At 41.5% G+C, this 16,615-nt stretch carries 14 protein-coding genes; 9 read left to right on the top strand and 5 right to left on the bottom strand.

Annotated features, from left to right (window positions below; translation table 11 throughout):
* The first annotated feature begins 319 nt into the window (after positions 1-319).
* The 5 genes from ACT29H_RS07770 (at position 320) to ACT29H_RS07750 (ending at position 5,827) form a co-directional block, all read left to right on the top strand.
* Positions 320-1,147 carry a MotA/TolQ/ExbB proton channel family protein gene (locus tag ACT29H_RS07770; RefSeq protein WP_444821052.1) on the top strand — a complete coding sequence of 276 codons (828 nt, stop codon included), beginning with the start codon at positions 320-322 and terminating at the stop codon, positions 1,145-1,147.
* Between the two features lie 8 nt (positions 1,148-1,155).
* Positions 1,156-1,602 carry a hypothetical protein gene (locus ACT29H_RS07765; RefSeq protein WP_444821051.1) on the top strand — a complete coding sequence of 149 codons (447 nt, stop codon included), beginning with the start codon at positions 1,156-1,158 and terminating at the stop codon, positions 1,600-1,602.
* 60 nt (positions 1,603-1,662) lie between these two features.
* Positions 1,663-2,238: an ExbD/TolR family protein gene (locus tag ACT29H_RS07760; protein ID WP_444821050.1), complete on the top strand. Its 576-nt coding sequence runs from the start codon at positions 1,663-1,665 to the stop codon at positions 2,236-2,238.
* Between the two features lies 1 nt (position 2,239).
* Complete coding sequence (locus tag ACT29H_RS07755; protein WP_444821049.1) at positions 2,240-2,716, top strand: ExbD/TolR family protein; 477 nt, start codon at positions 2,240-2,242, stop codon at positions 2,714-2,716.
* Between the two features lie 147 nt (positions 2,717-2,863).
* On the top strand, positions 2,864-5,827 hold the full coding sequence (locus tag ACT29H_RS07750; protein ID WP_444821048.1) for a PEP/pyruvate-binding domain-containing protein: 2,964 nt from the start codon (positions 2,864-2,866) through the stop codon (positions 5,825-5,827).
* Positions 5,828-5,948: 121 nt separating this feature from the next.
* Here the strand turns inward: ACT29H_RS07750 and ACT29H_RS07745 are convergent, their stop codons facing one another.
* Positions 5,949-6,608 carry a porin family protein gene (locus tag ACT29H_RS07745; RefSeq protein ID WP_444821047.1) on the bottom strand — a complete coding sequence of 220 codons (660 nt, stop codon included), beginning with the start codon at positions 6,606-6,608 and terminating at the stop codon, positions 5,949-5,951.
* A gap of 397 nt (positions 6,609-7,005) precedes the next feature.
* On the opposite strand from ACT29H_RS07745, the gene ACT29H_RS07740 reads away from it, so the two are divergent.
* Both ACT29H_RS07740 and ACT29H_RS07735 read left to right on the top strand, forming a co-directional pair.
* On the top strand, positions 7,006-9,342 hold the full coding sequence (locus tag ACT29H_RS07740) for a TonB-dependent receptor (RefSeq protein ID WP_444821046.1): 2,337 nt from the start codon (positions 7,006-7,008) through the stop codon (positions 9,340-9,342).
* A gap of 9 nt (positions 9,343-9,351) precedes the next feature.
* Positions 9,352-10,308 carry a DUF4249 domain-containing protein gene (locus tag ACT29H_RS07735; RefSeq protein ID WP_444821045.1) on the top strand — a complete coding sequence of 319 codons (957 nt, stop codon included), beginning with the start codon at positions 9,352-9,354 and terminating at the stop codon, positions 10,306-10,308.
* Here ACT29H_RS07735 and folE read toward each other — a convergent pair.
* From folE to ACT29H_RS07715, 4 genes are all read right to left on the bottom strand, one after another.
* Positions 10,297-10,920, bottom strand: a complete 624-nt coding sequence (gene folE / locus ACT29H_RS07730; RefSeq protein ID WP_444821044.1) for a GTP cyclohydrolase I FolE — start codon at positions 10,918-10,920, stop codon at positions 10,297-10,299. The two genes, ACT29H_RS07735 and folE, sit on opposite strands and share 12 nt — an antisense overlap.
* A gap of 346 nt (positions 10,921-11,266) precedes the next feature.
* Positions 11,267-12,397: a DNA-processing protein DprA gene (gene dprA / locus ACT29H_RS07725; RefSeq protein WP_444821043.1), complete on the bottom strand. Its 1,131-nt coding sequence runs from the start codon at positions 12,395-12,397 to the stop codon at positions 11,267-11,269.
* A 43-nt stretch (positions 12,398-12,440) separates the two neighbouring features.
* Positions 12,441-13,043, bottom strand: coding sequence for an outer membrane beta-barrel protein (locus tag ACT29H_RS07720; RefSeq protein WP_444821042.1), 603 nt, complete (start codon positions 13,041-13,043; stop codon positions 12,441-12,443).
* A gap of 142 nt (positions 13,044-13,185) precedes the next feature.
* Complete coding sequence (locus ACT29H_RS07715; RefSeq protein ID WP_444821041.1) at positions 13,186-13,650, bottom strand: hypothetical protein; 465 nt, start codon at positions 13,648-13,650, stop codon at positions 13,186-13,188.
* 103 nt (positions 13,651-13,753) lie between these two features.
* Between ACT29H_RS07715 and aroB the strand changes: the two genes are divergently transcribed.
* Both aroB and ACT29H_RS07705 read left to right on the top strand, forming a co-directional pair.
* A complete protein-coding gene (gene aroB / locus ACT29H_RS07710; RefSeq protein WP_444821040.1) occupies positions 13,754-14,815 on the top strand; it encodes a 3-dehydroquinate synthase in 1,062 nt (353 codons plus the stop codon).
* Positions 14,816-14,922: 107 nt separating this feature from the next.
* Positions 14,923-16,158: a 3-phosphoshikimate 1-carboxyvinyltransferase gene (locus ACT29H_RS07705; protein WP_444821039.1), complete on the top strand. Its 1,236-nt coding sequence runs from the start codon at positions 14,923-14,925 to the stop codon at positions 16,156-16,158.
* The last annotated feature ends 457 nt before the right edge of the window (positions 16,159-16,615 follow it).

Here is a 16,615-nt window from a genome sequence, read left to right as displayed (position 1 = left end):
TAATTTCTGGAAGAAGGTGGCATGAACCAGCGTGGATACTACTCTTGGGACAACCATAGGGGAACAAGAATTGATTTAAACTGCGTCATGCGAGCTCCATTAGACCAATGTTTTAGATAAATTATCTACGAATGAATTTGAATGATAACATTGTATTTGACAATTTTTTTGTAATTTGCAACCCGTAAATTCAAGTGTAAAATAAAAATTTTGCGTTTTTACTAATTGATTTTAAATTTGTTCTGCATTGTTACGAATGAGAATGTCAATTATATTTGAGTATTAACAAACCAATACAAATCAAAATTTATTACAGATTATGAAAAAGCTATTTGCGTTTTTGGCAGTTTTTGGGATGCTTAGCATAGGTGCATCATCCATTTATGCTCAGGGAGAAGAGCAGTCGATGGCCGAAGATACTACAAGTGCACAAGTTACTGAGGCGGAGGCTGTAGAAGGAGAGATGGTTGAAGAAGCAGTCGTAGGACAAGATGAGAGTGAGGAACTTCAAGGGCTTCACAAACAAATTAAAGCCAAATTTATTGAAGGTGGTGCGATGTTTATGAGTTTCGTACTTCTGGCCCTTATTTTTGGTTTGGCGATTACCATTGAAAGAATAATTTATCTTAATCTTTCCTCTACCAACACTAAGAAACTTCTTCAGAAAGTGGAAGAAGCACTGAATGAAGGCGGTGTTGAAGCAGCTAAAGAAGTGTGCCGCAACACCAGAGGACCGGTTGCATCTATTTTCTATCAGGGTCTGGATCGATTCGATGAAGGTCTTGAGGTGGTAGAAAAATCCGTAGTTTCTTATGGATCGGTTCAAATGGGATTGCTTGAAAAAGGACTTACCTGGATTTCCTTGTTCATCGCTATTGCTCCTATGCTTGGGTTTATGGGAACAGTAATTGGTATGATCGATGCGTTTGACAGTATTCAGGCCATGGGAGATGTTTCTGCTACTGCGGTTGCAGGAGGTATCAAAATAGCTCTTATTACTACCGTATCCGGTTTGATTGTTGCCATCATTCTTCAGGTATTCTACAATTACCTGGTTTCTAAAATTGATGGCATCGTAAACTCAATGGAAGATGCTTCAATTTCTTTGATGGACATCCTGGTTAAGTATAACATGAAAAATAAATAATTGTCCTTATGACTAAGCTTTCAAAATATTTAAGTTTTGTTCTGTTTATCATCCTCGGGATAACAGTTGTTTTTGCAGGGCTTTTCTTCTTCGGAGGTGAAGTAGAAGATGCAGCTTTGCCAACACCTGTTTACACGGAGTCGATCCTGAACTGGGGAAAGATATTACTGATCGGAGCCGCTGCAATAACCATCATATTTGAATTAGTAAATCTGGTTATTAATCCGCAAACGGCTGTTAAATCTTTGATTTCTATTGCTGTATTAGGAATCGTTGTTCTGATTGCGTACAGTATGGGAGATGGTACACCTCTGCCACTGTTAGGTTATAAGGGATCAGATAATGTTCCAAGTATGTTGATTCTTGGCGATACATTTCTTTACAGTACCTATTTCCTCTTTGGGGGTGCTTTAGTGGCAATCCTGTATACAGAGGTGTCCCGAATTTTTAAATAACAACATTTTTTAAAGGAGGAAAGAAGATCTTTCCTCCTGACTTAATAATTATAAAATTCTATGGGAAAAAGAGATATTCAGGAAGTGAATGCAGGATCGATGGCAGATATAGCCTTCCTTTTGCTCATTTTCTTCCTTGTGACTACAACCATGGACACGGATTCAGGCTTGTCTCGGATGCTTCCACCTCCGGTACCGAAAACCGAAGAAACACCTCCGCCCATTAAAGAACGGAATGTGTTTGAGGTGCTTATTAATGCTCAGAACAGGCTGTTGGTGGAGAAAGAACCCATGGATTTGAGTCAGCTCAGGGAAGCCGCCAAGGAATTTATAGAGAACCCAATGGATGATCCCTCTTTGCCGGAAAAAGAAGAAATTGAAGTTGAATATTTCGGCATTGTACCTGTCTCCAAAGGGGTAATTTCTCTCCAAAATGACCGGGGAACTCAATACCAAATGTATCTGTCGGTACAGAATGAATTGGCCGCTGCTTATAATGAATTGCGGAATGAGTTGGCTCAACGGAAATTTGGTAAGAAGTTCGATGAACTTGATGATGACAAAAAGGAAGCTATTCGGGATATCTATCCGCAAAGAATTTCCGAGGCTGAACCTAAAAACATAGGAGGGAAATAATATGGCTAAATTCAGAAAGAAAAGAGGAGGAGGCCAGCAGGCAATCAATACAGCCTCGCTTCCCGATATTGTTTTTATGCTTTTGTTTTTCTTTATGGTGAGTACAACCATGAAAGAAGTTTCATTGAAAATTCAATTGAAACAACCAGAAGCAACAGAGTTGACCAAATTGGAAAAGAAAACATTGGTTACCTATATTTATGTTGGAATTCCGCAACGACAATATCAATCCACTTTTGGAACGGAACCTCGTTTGCAGTTGAATGATCAATTTTCTACGGTAGACGATATTCGGAATTATATTGTGCAAGAACGTGAATCCATGCGTGAAAGTGATCGTTCAAAAATGACGGTCTCTATTAAGGCGGATTTTGATACCCCAATGGGTGTTATTACCGACGTTAAGCAGGCTCTGAGAGAAGCGCAGGCGCTTAAGATTAGTTATTCCGCGCGGAAAGTTAATCAGATACCGATGTAAATCTTTGTTTTGATATAGAAGATTATGAAGGCTGTCTCGAGAGTGTATTTTGAGACAGCCTTTCTTGATTTTAGGCCGTTTGTTGGCCGGTTTTGTATTTGCATAGACCTCCATCTTTTAATCAGTCTTTTTAATTGGGATTTGTTTATGGACTTGAATAGTGTTTATCACTCCTTTTCAGAAACAGCTTTTGATCAGCTGATGCAAAAGCGAATTCATAAAGTGTTATTAATCTGTAGCTCTTACGATGCATATATGCTAGAAGAGGATGGACGGATTGATGAGCAGCTATTTAACGAATATGTTTCGTTGAGTTTGCGGTATCCGCCTCATTTTATTCAGGTGTCGTCTGCAGGTGAAGCTTTTAAGGTTTTGGAAGAAGAGCAGATAGACTTGGTGATTTCCATGCTAAGCGTCGGAGAGATGGATCCTTTTTCGCTTTCCCGTAAGATTAAAGAACTTTATCCCAGTGTTCCAATCGTTGTTTTAACGCCTTTTTCACGTGAAGTGTCTATGCAGCTGGAACAGGAAGATACCAGTGCCATCGATTATGTTTTTTGTTGGCTAGGGAATGCCAATCTTCTTTTGGCCATTATTAAGCTCATTGAAGATCGGATGAATGCGGATTATGATATTTGTGAAGTGGGGGTGCAAAGCATTCTTTTAGTTGAAGACTCGGTGCGGTTTTATTCCAGTTATTTGCCAGTGATCTATAAAATCGTTTTTCGGCAATCTCAAAAATTAATGCAGGAAGGCCTTAATGAACATCAAAAGATGATGCGAATGCGCGGTCGACCCAAAATATTGTTGGCCAGGACCTATGAGGAAGCGGAAAATTATTACAAAAAGTATCGGAACAACCTGTTGGGGATTATTTCTGATGTTTCTTTTAAGCATGATGGAACCAAAGAACAGGGGGCCGGTATTAATCTGGCCAAAAAGGTGAAGAAAGATAGCCCCTATTTGCCTATAATGTTACAATCGTCAGATGCCAGAATTGGCGAGGTGGCAAAACAAATGAAGGTGGGGTTTATTCATAAACAATCGAAGTTTTTGCTTCAGGAACTAAAAGAGTTTTTAAACTCTTATTTGGCCTTTGGTGACTTTATTTTTATTAACCCGCACACGGGGGATGAAATTGCTAGAGTCAGTAACTTGAAGGAATTACAGGGAAAGTTGATGGAAATTCCGGATGATTCTTTGCTTTATCACTTTAAACGGGATCATGTATCCAAATGGCTTACAGCACGAGCTCTGTTTCCTATTGCTGACGTAGTAAGGCAGATAAAGGTGGAGGATGATGTGGATATGGCCACCCATAAGGAGAAACTGGTTCGATTAATTGCTGAATTTCGGAAAAGTAAAGGGAAAGGAGTCATCGCTTCTTTTGATCGGGAGCGGTATGATGAGTATATGACCTTTTCGCGCATAGGGCAAGGGTCGATAGGAGGGAAAGCCCGAGGACTTGCATTTCTTAATACCATCATAAAAAAACATCCTGAACTGAGCCAATATCCTGACGTCAATATTATGATTCCCCGAACCATTGTTTTGGGGATTGATATTTTTGAAACTTTCATGGAAGAGAATGATCTTTATTCAGTGGGATTGTCGGAAGCCCCCGATGAAGAGATTCTTAGACATTTTATTAGAGGAAAGCTTCCGGAACATCTTCACGACGACCTTTTGAGGTTTGTCAGAGTGGTCCGGCGGCCCGTTGCCATTCGTTCGTCTAGTGTGCTTGAAGATAGCCATTATCAGCCATTTGCAGGAATATATTCGACCTATATGATTGCCCCGTCCCAAGAGGAGGTGATGGTGCATCAAATTATGGATGCCATCAAGTGTGTATATGCCTCGGTGTATTATAAGTCAAGCAGGGCCTATATGGAAGGAACCACGAACCTGATTGATGAAGAGCGAATGGGAATTGTCCTTCAGGAGGTTGTGGGACAGGCGCATGGCAATCGGTTTTATCCCACATTTTCAGGGGTTGCCAGATCGGTGAATTTTTATCCCATTCCACCGGAGAAGGCAGAAGATGGTGTGGTTAATGTGGCGTTGGGATTGGGTAGACATATTGTAGAGGGGGGAACCTCTCTGAGGTTTTCACCCAGATATCCTCACAAGATATTACAATTGTCAACGCCGGAGATGGTGGTCAAAGAAACTCAAAAAACCTTTTTTGCACTCGACTTGGATGCGAAAAACTTTGAACCTTCCGTAAACGACGGGATTAATATTCTCCGTCTAAATGTGGGTGAGGCAGAAGCTGACGGTTCGCTGAAATGGCTTGCCTCAGTCTTTGATATGCAGAATCATATGATCAAAGATGGTCTGATGGCTGATGGAGTAAGGCTAATTACTTTTGCTAACATCCTTAAATATGATGCTTTTCCTCTGGCCGAGATATGCAGAAAGATTCTGGATATTGGTCAGGATGAAATGAAACAACCTGTGGAGATAGAGTTTGCTGTTGATTTGCAGACACCCGACGGAAAGCCGGTATTTTATCTGTTACAGATTAGACCGGTGGTTAGCACCAAAAATCCTATGGGGCCTGACTTATCCGGTTTTGAACCCCAAAAGTGTTTTCTTTATTCCGAATCGGCTCTTGGTAATGGTGAGGTACACGATGTTCGGGATGTGGTGTATGTCAAAACAGAAAGCTTTAAACCATCACTTAACCGAGAAATTGCTACCCAAATCGAAAAAATTAATGATAAATTGCAAAAGGAGGGACGACCTTATTTGTTGATTGGGCCCGGACGATGGGGATCCCAGGATCCGTGGCTGGGGGTTCCAGTCAGATGGGGGCAAATAGCAGGCGCTCGGACCATTGTGGAAATGGGGCTGGAGAATTACCATGTGGAGCCAAGCCAGGGAACTCATTTCTTTCAAAATCTTACGTCACTCAGGGTTGGCTATCTCACCGTTAATCCATCCATCGGCGAAGGCCATATTGATATGAATGTTTTGGACAATCATCCCTCGGCGGAAGACTTGGGCTTGGTCAGACATGTGCGGTTCGCAAGACCTTTTTCGACCCTCATCGACGGGAAGAATAATATTGGTGTAATTGTATTTGACCAGAATCATGAGGAGAAATGAACAGTTGATGGTTGTATTATATCATAGAAGCCGGGCCCAATGTTCATTGAGCCCGGCTTACTGTTTTTATATGAATTTTTGTCTATGTTTAGGTGTTTTCATTATTGGTTTGTGTAGTTGGCTAAAAATCGAAGATTTTGTAACCAATTGAAAAGGTCAGATTGTTATTTACTCGTTCTAGTTTCGTGGATGAATCTCCCAGTCCCCAGGAATATCTGACATCGAGATTTAAACGGCCAATTTCTATACCTCCTCCGGTTTGAAAACTCCACAAGGCACTTTTTATGTTGTCTGAGAATTCATTGACATCATCAATACTCGCATACCAGTTATCATTTTCTTTGGCAGTAAAGGAGGCTACCGGACCACCGACACCATAAATATTGAGAAACTTTAAGTCAATAAGTTTTAGATGTGCCAGCAGAGGAATATCCCAGGTGTGATAGGTTGAGTTGATGCTAACATTCCCCATATCAGTGTTGGCGATGGTTTTTCCACCTTTTTTTACGTAAAGTAGTTCGGGCTGTATAGAAAGTTTATTAATCAATTTGATACGAGCAAAGGCACCTAGCATAAGTCCGTTTTTGGCCTCTTCTTTGGCGTCGCTGAAGGTATAATTTTCGGTCCCTTTTATTATATCTTCCGCGTTGTCGGTTCGGAATTTGGATGAATTGTATCCTGCTTTTACCCCCAATGCAAAACGCCCCTGCGCTATTGTTTGTAAGGAAAAGGTTGCTCCTGCGAACAGAAGCGCCGATAAAATAATGAGTTGCTTTTTCATCAGTATAAAGTTTATTTAATTTATTGGTCTGATGGAACTCGTATGACACTGGTTTCAATCATCTCCTATTGTGGCAATTCTCTAATGTCATACTCGTTTCTTCAGCTTTAGTTTGTCATTTTTTAGCTGCAGGCAAGGGATTCTATTTGATGCTGTGTTGCTTATGCTGCTGGTTGCCAACGGTTGAGATTGAATTGTTAAACTTCCTTAACACAAAGATTGTGCCATTACAAAAGTGAGAGGATCACCGAAAAACACATTATTCGTTTCTTATTTTGTACATTTACATCTATTGGATCAAATATCAGGAGTTTTTTTTATTCTGCACCTTTATTTCAGAGAAATCTTTTATAGGGTGTCCTAGGTAAGATTGTTACGAAAAGTATGTAAACTAAATATGCGGAACGCTTTATTATTGTTGATATTCAGTTTTTTTATGGCTGCCATAGAGGTTGTTTCCGGCGTACCGGCACCTCCCAAAGGAGTGACAGTGAGTGGATATGTAAAGGATGCGGAGACCGGCGAAACACTCATTGGGGCCACCATCGCCATAACAGGGGAGGGAACCGGAACCGTTACCAATATATATGGTTATTTTTCACTGGAGGTGCCGGCACCTGGTCGTATGCTTCGATTTGCTTTCTTGGGATACAATAGTCATGACTTGATTGTAAATCGTGATACGGTGGTTACTATTGAACTGGAACCTGCCGCCCAAACTCTGGGAGAGGTAGTGATTAAAGCGGAAGGAGACATTTATTCTTCCCGTTTTCCGTTGATAGGTCTTGAGAAATTAGAGTCTTCATCCATTCGTCGTATTCCTGTATTGATGGGGGAAACAGATCCTATGAAAGCGGTTCAGATGTTGCCGGGTGTCTCAGCTACCAGTGAAGGTTCCAGTAATTTCACCGTCAGGGGAGGCAACCCTGATCAGAATTTGTTGTTGATGGATGAAGCAATTGTTTATAATGCAGGGCATTTGCTTGGTTTTTTCTCCGTCTTTAACAACGATGCCGTTAAAAGTATAGAACTTTACAAAGGCGATTTTCCCGCATCGGAAGGTGGTCGTCTCTCCTCGGTATTGGATGTTCATACCAAAGAAGGAAATATGAAGAAATTTAAAGGATCGGCAGGGATAGGACTTATATCCAGTCGATTAAACTTGGAAGGACCGATTGTAAAGGATAAATCCTCATTTTTCCTTAGCGGAAGACGTTCTTATCTGGATCTGTTTTTACCTCTGTCGCCCGACGAAGCGATCCACGATAATAAGCTTTACTTCTATGATACCAATATGAAATTTAACTGGATTGTCAATGAAAATAATCGAATTTTCCTTAGTGGTTATTGGGGTCGTGATGTGTTTTCCGATGATCTTGCCCGTCTAAATTATGGCAACACCACCTTTACCTTTCGTTGGAATCATGTATTTTCCCCATCTCTATTTGCCAACTTTACCTTGGTAAAGAGTAAATATGATTATTTTCTGGGAACTTCCGAAAACGACTTTGACGATCTGGAATGGGTGTCGGAATTTAACGATTATATGGTAGGGAGTGATTTCTCTTGGTATATTAATTCAACCCGCACCCTTCGCTTTGGAAATAGAACCATTTATCATCGGGTTGATCCCGGCGATGTCTCAGGAACGGATGAGTATTCACTATTCCGGAGTATTAAGCTACCCCGTAATAATTCACTCGAACACGGTATATACATCAGTCATACCGATGAGTTGACGCCATGGCTTGTACTGAGGGTCGGTTTGCGTTATTCACTGTTTCAGAACATCGGGGGAGGAAAGGTATTTGAATTTGATGATGATTATATTGTGACCGATACTTTATACTATTCATCAGGGGAGATCTTTAATGAATATCATGGATTGGAGCCACGTGCAGGCGTTTCGGTGGAAATATCACCCAGACTTTCAGCAAAACTCAGTTATAGCCGTACCCGGCAATATATTCAGCTGGCCAGCAATTCCACGTCATCAACTCCTCTTGATGTTTGGTTTCCGGCATCTCCGAATGTGAAACCTCAGGTGGCCGACCAGGTATCACTGGGCTTTTTTCATACTTCAAGGGACAGGGTCTTTGAGAATAGTGTAGAAGTATTTAATAAATGGATGGAAAATACCATTGATTTTAAAGATCATCCCGACCTGATTCTCAACGAAACCATAGAAAGTGAGGTGAGACAAGGAAAAGCCTGGGCACGAGGCTTTGAGATTATGTCAAGGTGGAATACCCTTCGGTTTAATGGTTGGGTGGGATACACTTTTCTGAAATCGGAACGGGTAGCCCCGGACATCAATGATGGTAAACCGTATCTGTCTCAATATGATCATACCCATGATCTGTCGGTCTTTATGAATTACCGCCTTTCATCCAGGACTTCATTATCCTGGAATTGGATCTATTATACGGGATCTCCAGTAACTATGCCGGTGGGGAGATACGAGGTGAGTGGGGAAATGGTGCCTTTGTATTCCGAACGAAATGGAGAACGAATGCCCGATTATCATCGGCTCGATTTATCGTTGACCATCCGGGGAAGAAAAGGAAGAGGTAAAGGGGGAGAATGGATCTTTTCGCTTTACAATGTATATGGCCGAAAAAATGCCTGGGCCATTAATTTTGTGAGTGATGAAACCGATCCCTATAAAATCAAAGCAGAGAAGACCTATTTGTTTTCAGTTGTTCCCTCTATTTCTTATAAATTGGAGTTTTAATATACAATTATGAAACAACCACAATCCAGATTGATTCCATTGGGAATACTAATAGCAGGGCTGCCTAAGAAGTGGAAAAATAGCAGGCTTTACTTTCAAATAAAGACCCCGGGATTGGTCGTGTCCTTGGTCTCTGCCTTGATGGTGTTTAATGCATGTACCGAAACCATTGACCTGGAACTTGAATCGGCTAATAAACGTTTGGTGGTGGATGGTTTGGTGATGAGTAATCAGCGGCGTCATTTTGTCCGGCTGACTCAATCCGTACCGTTCTTATCCGACTCGGCTTCTCCTTTGGTGTCGGATGCTACAGTCTTACTTACTGATGGGGAAATTACTGAGCAACTTTCTGAATCGGATGAGTTTCCGGGGGTATATATTTCTCCTGGAAATATTCTTGGACAATCCGGTAAAACCTATTTCCTTTCAATTTCTGATGTTGATATCAACGAAGATGGTGTTGAAGAAGAATATACCGCTCATTGTTACATGCCTGCCGTGACAATGCCGGATTCCATAAACATCGTTTATGATTCTACATGGAATATATGGAAGGTATTACTCTATGCCAAAGACAATCTTGAAACAGAGGATTATTATTTGTTTCGAGTATTTAAAAACGGCACCCTGATTTCGGATCGACTGGGAGAATTTAGCATCGTTAGCGATCAGTTTTTTGTAGATGGTGTTGCTGATGGTATTTGGATACAATCAATTGCTGCCGGGGAGGATCAGGAAGTCTTTGCAGCAGGGGATGTAATAACCCTTCAGATGTGCGGAATAACCGAAGAATATTTTCGTTTTATTGAGTCGGTTCAAGAGGAGAACCGATTTCGATATCCACTGTTTAGTGGGCCTCCTGCCAATGCAGAAGGCAATATTTCCAACGGTGGACTTGGCTTTTTTGCCGCGTTTTCGGCACAATATGCTTCCTTTCGGTTTGATGAAGTCAATTTAGTGAAGTGATGAACCAATAATATTGAAAAATTCTTCGCGGGTGGCCATGTTTTTTAAAAATGCACCTGTAAAATCTGATGTGGTCGTTACAGAATGTTGTTTTTGTACCCCTCGCATCTGCATACACATATGTTGCGCTTCAATGACCACAGCCACCCCAAGAGGATTTAAGGTTTTGTGAATGCATTCTTTAATTTGAGTCGTCAATCTTTCCTGAACTTGAAGGCGACGGGCATATGCCTCCACTACACGGGCAATTTTGCTTAATCCTGTAATATGATATCGAGGAATGTAGGCTACATGTGCTTTCCCAAAAAATGGAAGCATATGGTGCTCGCACATGCTATACAGTTCTATGTCTTTTACTACGACCATTTGTTGATAATCTTCCCGGAACATGGCCGATTTAATGATTTCTTCCGGATTCATGTTATACCCCTGAGTGAGAAACTGCATTGCTTTGGCAACGCGAAGAGGTGTTTTTTCCAACCCCTCCCTTGTGGGATCTTCCCCAATGAGCTTTAAGATCTCTGAATAATGCAAACTTAGCTGTTCGGTCACATTATCGTCGAAGGATTCAATTTTTGCGTATCCGTGTTTCCCGTTTAATGTTTGTTTCATCCGTGTAAAATTTAGTTAAGTTATTGACCGGATGGAACTCGCATGGCATGACTTTTTATGAAAGTCCTTGTTGTGGCAATTGTTGCCATGCTCGTTTCATTATGTCGTTTTGTTTTGGCTTCCCGAAATTATCTAGGAAAATCCTAGTAATATAGGGGTGGCTTACTATATGAAAGTAACAAAAATACAAAAGACCACCGAGAAAAAGGAATGACAAACGCTATTATTTTGGTTCATTCCAAATAACTGGTCGGCCATGCAAATTTGGTGACCAATCTTAGAGGTGGTAGGAGGGCTTTTACCGCTTCTTGCGGGATAGTATTTATGTGGGAACCTAAAGAATAAATTAGGTGGATAAAACCACTCGGTATATGCCTCCCGGTTTGCTTTTGACCAGTCCTTTAAACTCCAGGTCAAGAAGAATCGCGGATAATTTGCTGACCGGAATACCGCATTTCAAACTTAGAAGATTAAGATTTAGTTCTTCTTCTTCTAATAGTGTCTCCATAATTTTTTGTTGATCCTCATTTTCAAGGGTGGCAAAGAGATTCCCCTGAACTGCCCTAGGTGGTTGTATGCCTGGCTCCCATCCCAAGGCGTATTCCAGATCCTGTGCCGACTCAATTAATGCTGCAACATTAGTTTTGATGAGATTATTGCATCCTTTGGAGAAGGTATCCCCCGGACGCCCGGGAAATGCTAGAACATCCCGATTATAATCTCGGGCCAGTTGAGCGGTGATGAGGGCGCCTCCTTTGGCTGCCGACTGTACCACAACCACCGCATCCGATAGTCCGGCGATTATTCGGTTGCGTTGCACAAAGTTGTGTCGATCAGGATTGGTTTTGCTTTTGAATTCGGTAATTAGGGCCCCTTCTTTTAGCATCTCTTTGGCAACATTGCGATGCATGGAGGGATAAAGGCGGTCTAGCCCATGGGCCAAAACACCTATAGTCGGTAGATGGTGTTTTAGGGCGGCTTTATGTGCACAGATATCTACACCATATGCGAGACCGCTGACAATGACCGTGTCGGGATGTCGTTCTGCCAGGTCAGAGACCAGTTTTTCGCATAACTCTTTTCCTTCTTCCGTTGGGGTTCTCGTTCCAACGATGGCAATAGTATGGTGCGCTTCAAAGCAGTTGGTCCCCTTGACGTAGATCATTAATGGGGCATCGGTACAATAAGAAAGACGATGAGGATAGGAGGGATCGGAAAAGAAAATCGGAGTGATTTGGTGTTTCCGAATAAAACAACACTCTTCTTCGGCTTGTTGCAGTAATTTTGGCCGGTCTATATTGCGAAGGAGTTGTTCCAGTGCCGGCCCAATTCCCGGAACTTTTCTCAGTGTCGGCAATTTTTCTTCAAACAAGGCCGATTCAGATTTCAGATAAGCAATCAGGTTACGGGCCAGTTTTGGTCCGATACCCTTGATCATACTTAAAGCAATCCGATATTTTAGCATTTCTTTCTCCATGGCGAATTGTCGTCTTGGAGTTGGTGAATTAAAACTAAAAAATCTAATCCAGAAACCAGGATACCCCGGTCGTTACTTTTCCGGGATTTCCACGACCTGCTTCCAGGTGCATACAAAAACGGTCCGTCAGAAAATAACGAATCCCGAATATGGGACGTATCCTGAAGACAACCTCTTTCCCTTTATTGTCGTTATACCTTTCGTTCTCCGGATCCCAAACCTGCTTTTCATCGGTTTTGTTAAATGCTAGCTGTGCCGCGCCCGAAATATACAGGTCGAAATCACCCAGAAAGATATTGTAGCCACTCAGTCGCTCTATCCAATGTGCATAATGTACTGTGGCTACTACCCCTGTCATAAAGGTCCGGTATTTCAATATGTTCGATGAAAGCGTATCGTTGACATATTTATCACGATTGTATCCCATAAAACCTCCTGCGCTAAAGAATGAGTTGATACCTTTCTCCACGAAAATCGACAGGGGCGGAATCTTACTGATCGAATAGTCTGCGTAATCGTTCTTATCGGAATAATCGGCAAAAGAGATCTTGGGGCTAATGATCCACTCTTGTTGACTATACTGAGCTTTCACGGAAAATTCAAACGCTGCCAGAATGATCAGGGCTATGAATATCTGCTTTATCATATTTTATCCTGTAATTTGGGAATTCATTATAAAGATATCACAAGGTTTATCCAATCCACCAGTCCCTCAAATCACTTAGCTTGAATAGATTTGCTGAAACTTGTTGCCAACCAGATTGTAAGAGTGGCGCATTAAAAACTAACTACTTTGACCGTCCTTCAAGACTGGAAAGATAATTGTTAATTTCCGTTCGCTCTTTTTTCGATGTCGCAGATAAACCTACAGCGGGATATTTGGCAATACCACCCTTCATTTTCTGATAGATGGTGAGCCAGTGGATAAGTCCCCATAATTGACCTTTGATTTCATGTCGATGAACTTGTTGTAACGGGATTTTGAAGGCTTTAAACTTTCTTCCTATGGGGAAAAGATTATAATGTTTTACCATCAGGTTTTTGTTGTTCTCAACTTCTATTTGAATGTAAAAAAAACCTCCCAGATAAAAGAAAGAACCTGAAATTGCTATTAACCCCAATATTGCCAGCTGCGACCATACCGGAATCGTTATTACTTCTGAAAAGGAAAGAGCAAACAGAATAAGCAATGCTGCCCATATCCCTGTGAATAAAAGCAAGGCCCTGGACGATTGTTTTTTGTTTGAAATCATATCGGTAATATTTTGTTTTGCCTTTACGCTGAACAAAGATAAAAGTTCGGACTCAATAAAAAACCTTATTTTTGCAACATTTACACGATAATATTAACTGAGCATGCAACCATTACCAGCGAAATCTGCTTCTGTCGCACTTTGTGAGGATCCGGTGACAGACTTGGATCTGCTAATCCAAAAGATATCTCCGGATAAAGTTTTTACACTTACCGATCAGCATACCCGCCATCACTGTTTCGATTTTATAAAAAAGGTGGACCGCGTTTCGGAGGAACAAATCATCACGATTAAAGCCGGTGATGATTTTAAAAACACTGAAGCCTTATCATCGGTATGGCAGTTTCTTTCTGAGCGAGGAGCCACTCGTCATTCCCTGCTGATAAATCTGGGTGGAGGAATGCCTTGCGACCTGGGTGGGTTTGCAGCGGCTACCTACAAAAGGGGGATTTCTTTTATCAATATGCCTACTACACTTTTGTCGATGGTGGATGCCTCAGTGGGCGGTAAGACCGGGATCAATTTTAATGGTTTTAAAAATGAAATAGGGGCCTTTAGGCAAGCAGAGATGGTTTTAATGTATGCGCCTTTTTTGAATACACTTGACAGGGATAACCTCCTGTCCGGATATGCAGAAATGATTAAACATGCGCTGATTGATAAGCTTGAAACCTTAGAAAAGTTGCTTGGCCTGGGATTGTCTGACATTACTTCAGAGAAACTATCTCCATTGATTGCCGAATCTGTGCTGGTGAAAGATCATTATGTGGAAAGCGATCCCTTGGAACGTGGTATGAGAAAAGCCTTGAATTTGGGGCATACCATTGGGCATGCCTTCGAAAGCCTTTCCATGAAGAAAAAGAAGCCGGTTCTTCATGGCTTTGCTGTGGCTTGGGGAATGGTTGCAGAGCTGCGAATTGCGGGGAAAAAGCTGGGATTCCCTTCCAATGTTTGCAAAAAGGTAAGTGATTATATTACCAATATGTATGGAGATCACCAATTTGTGACATCTGATTTTGAAGATCTCTATGCTCTGATGCGACATGATAAGAAGAACAAAGGAGAAAGAATTAATTTTACCCTGCTGGAAGAAGTAGGAAAACCCGTTATTGATGTAGATTGCAGCAAAGAGGAGATTGAAGAAGCAATCGGTTTTCAGAAGTGAAATGCCAAACGAATGCATACCCGAACTCCCGGAGCGATTGGTATTTGATCCGGGTTAATAGCCGAATGGAATGGATGTAATTTTATGACAATCAGTAATCAATGAGCATGGATGCAATAATTATAACACCCCCCAGAGGGAAGAAGCCGGTCGTTGTGGAGTTGCCTTCTTCCAAAAGTATCAGTAATCGTTTGCTGATCCTTAATGCTTTATCCTACAATGCGCGGGCTGTCAAAAATCTTTCCGATAGTGATGATACCAAGGCTCTTTATACTGCCCTTCATTCCAATGCTTCCCTTTTTAATGTGGGGGCTGCCGGTACCACCATGCGGTTTTTAACTGCTTTTTTGTCACGTATTGTAGGGGAGTGGGTCATTACCGGAAGTAATCGGATGAAAGAACGCCCCATCGCTGTTTTAGTGGATGCCTTGCGTCAATTGGGCGCAAGAATTGAATATTTGGAAAAGGAAGGCTTCCCGCCGATACGTATTTTCGGTAGTGCTTTGCAGGGGAAAACACTTGAATTGCCGGGGAATATCAGTAGTCAATATATTTCGGCTTTGTTAATGATTGCTCCTGTTATTACCAATGGTGTTACGTTGAAACTCATCGGTGATGTTACTTCCAAACCTTACATTGCGCTTACTCTGAAATTAATGGAACAATATGGGGTTAAAGCCCAATGGGAAGAGAACGTCATTCATGTTCCAGAGCAAACCATGAAACCGCCCAGACAAGTGCGCGTTGAAGCCGACTGGAGTGCTGCCTCGTATTGGTTCCAGATTGCTGCATTGAGTGGGCTTGGGACAAAAATAATTTTAAGAGGGCTTGACCAAAATAGTTTGCAGGGAGATGCCAAGGTGGCAGGGTTGTTTGAGCCATTAGGGGTGAATCATGAATTTGTTGGAGAGGATTTAGTGGTGACCAATATCGGAGGTGGTGTCCAACATTTTGAATATGATTTTACCGATCAGCCCGATCTGGCACAAACCTTTGCCGTTACGTGTGCCTGTATGGGTGTTTCCTTCCATTTTACGGGTCTACATACTTTGAAGATTAAAGAAACCGACCGAATTAATGCCCTAATTGCCGAATCGCGAAAGCTGGGTTTTGTTTTTTCTACCAATAATGTTGATGATCTGAAATGGGATGGTAAAAAGGACCCTGTCACGGGCATGCCAATTATCAACACCTATCACGATCATCGAATGGCCATGGCTTTTGCACCTGCATCACTCTATGTTGGGGAGGTGCAAATTGAAAATCCTTCGGTGGTGACTAAGTCGTATCCCGGTTTCTGGAACGATTTGGAGAAAGCAGGATTTTCGATGATTTATCGGTGAATGGATCATCAATTACCGTTGTTTCCTGTCTTTGGGAGATGACGGTATGGGCCTTTTTTTTTCTGGGCATCCTTTGTTGGATAGGTGCCATAATAAATGGCAGGTGTAAATATCTGCGTAATATTTCCTTTCTGTTCTGATTCCTAAAGTTAATTTAACGTTTATTCTTTTTTTCTCTTCTTTTTCCCAACCTTTTTGAACCTTCTTCCGTAAAAACCCTTTGGAAACTGTTTGTTTTTTGTTAAAACTGGTGATTTTACAGTATGATTCTTCTTGTGATTTAGAGGGTTCGGGAAAAAACAAGGTTGGAGTTTTCAAAGGTTTTTTCGAGTATTTATTTTAGATGAGATAGAATTAGTATGCAACAACGATTTCGGTGTAATAAAAGATAATTGTTAGATGATTACTTCTTAGGTTTATTTAGGCTTAACCTATTAAATTAACCCAAGGTTCTGTG

Origin of the sequence: Thermophagus sp. OGC60D27, assembly GCF_052400625.1 — a bacterium.
Classification (GTDB): domain Bacteria; phylum Bacteroidota; class Bacteroidia; order Bacteroidales; family Marinilabiliaceae; genus Thermophagus.
This window is presented reverse-complemented; position numbering and strand designations above follow the sequence as displayed.